This window comes from Rhizobium leguminosarum bv. viciae, from assembly GCF_012276115.1.
Taxonomy (GTDB): Bacteria; Pseudomonadota; Alphaproteobacteria; order Rhizobiales; family Rhizobiaceae; genus Rhizobium; species Rhizobium leguminosarum_T.
Genome location: NZ_WIEU01000050.1, coordinates 1 through 1,531, shown reverse-complemented (window position 1 = coordinate 1,531; position 1,531 = coordinate 1). Strand labels below are relative to the sequence as shown.

Annotated in this window: 2 protein-coding genes; one reads left to right on the top strand and one right to left on the bottom strand. The window is 54.4% G+C overall.

Translation table 11 applies throughout. The annotated features are described in order from the left end of the window. The coding region (gene mobQ, locus GFM02_RS34690) for a MobQ family relaxase (RefSeq protein ID WP_348644017.1) at positions 1 to 1,008 on the bottom strand (1,008 nt) is incomplete at its 3' end. Between the two features lie 91 nt (positions 1,009 to 1,099). Here mobQ and mobC point away from each other — a divergent pair. Then, positions 1,100 to 1,354 carry a relaxase accessory protein MobC gene (gene mobC, locus GFM02_RS34685; RefSeq protein ID WP_000091745.1) on the top strand — a complete coding sequence of 85 codons (255 nt, stop codon included), beginning with the start codon at positions 1,100 to 1,102 and terminating at the stop codon, positions 1,352 to 1,354. Positions 1,355 to 1,531 lie beyond the last annotated feature (177 nt).

The following is a 1,531-nucleotide window of genomic DNA, read 5'->3' as shown; positions in this document are numbered from 1 at the left end:
CAGCTCTTCCCAGCGTCTGCTCGTCGCCTGCATATCTGCCATCATCGACATGGCATTACTGGTGACCTTCCATGCCGCATGACTGTCCTTCGGCAACGCTTCGATGATGTCACGTAGTGTGTACGAAGTTGCGTTGTCAGGAAGCACGATATTCAGAAGGTCAGCCACACGGCGGGCAGGCTCTGTCAGCCCGCTGTTTCTGAGTTCGGTACGGGAAATCTGTATTTCCAGGTTAAGTCTGTTAATCAGACGATTCTGTTCGCCGCGTTCTGTTTCGATACCGCGTGTTTCCATCGCACAGGCAGACTTTCCGAGGTGAATACCAGGCGTTTTCTCAAGCCCCTGTCGCTCGTATGAACGATGGTCTATCTCTTCCTGATAACCGGCGTTCGCCAGTGCCCTGTTCGCATGGTCAGCCCATGATGCACGCCACGTCTCGGCATGTGTCCGGTCGTTCCAGTCCCTGACCTTTCCACCGAATCCAGCAGGTCCGACAGCTCTCGTGGTCAGCATGATGTGCGCATGGGGATTTGTTTTATCCATGTGATGGAACGCCACATCAGCAATCATGCCCTGACTGACAAAGTTTTCTCTGACAAAGGCGAGAACGGTTTCCCGTGCGGCATCCTGCGGTAGTTCGCGGGGGATGGCGAGTTCAATTTCCCGCGCAAGTTGTGAGTTCTTCCGGCGTTCGGCCTTCTCAACGGCATTCCAGAGTTCGGCACGGTTCGTACACCAGGCAGGGGCTGTCGCGGGAGTCAGAATCACAGCTTCAGCCACACCGCTTTTGCGGGTGTAGTCGTGAGTCAGTCCGGTACGCTCATCAAGCATCAGTGAACCGGAACGATAGGCAGCAGAAGCAACGGCGCTGTAGCCGCTGTTTCTGGAGATGATTTTCATGCTGAGATGATAAATCGCCATTTCTGCCGTAATGCCTTTTTGTGGTTTTCTTTCAGCCCCGCAGGGCGCACACAATCGAAACGGAGTGGAGATTGTATAAGTGCGCACTTCGTGATTTTCCGTGCATTATGCCAGCTCAGTTTTTAAACTACCAGTGACGCGCTAAAATGCGATTTTTCATCGCGCACGGAGTTACATCATGAGCAGAACACTCGAACAGAAGATTGCTGATGCTGAGGCCAGATTACAGCGCCTGAAGGCGAAGAGCAGGAGTCTGGACACAGCGCAGAAGGTCATTGTGGGTGCAGCATTGCTGGCAAAGGTCAGAAAGCCGGAGGAGGTGCAGTTGCGTGCCTGGTTACTCCAGTTCCTGAAGGCAGAGGTGACACGACAGGCTGATGTGACGCGCATACTGCCGCTGATTAACGAGCTGGAAGCGCTGCCAGGACAGTGATTGTATCGTCCGCTCGCCGCAGTCCCAGCGACCGAGCGTTAGCGAGCGAGTGGGCGAGGAAGCGGAAGTGAATCCGTCGCCTGATTGAGCACATACGCACGGTTTTTCGGGAGGTGATATGCGCTGAACCCGCATGAATACTGGATTTCCACAGGGTTGGAGGGGGTGTATTCGGAA

Bases quoted from the DNA above. Each gene is read 5' to 3' on its own strand.
- mobC (WP_000091745.1), top strand. From the start codon at position 1,100: ATGAGCAGAACACTCGAACAGAAGATTGCTGATGCTGAGGCCAGATTA.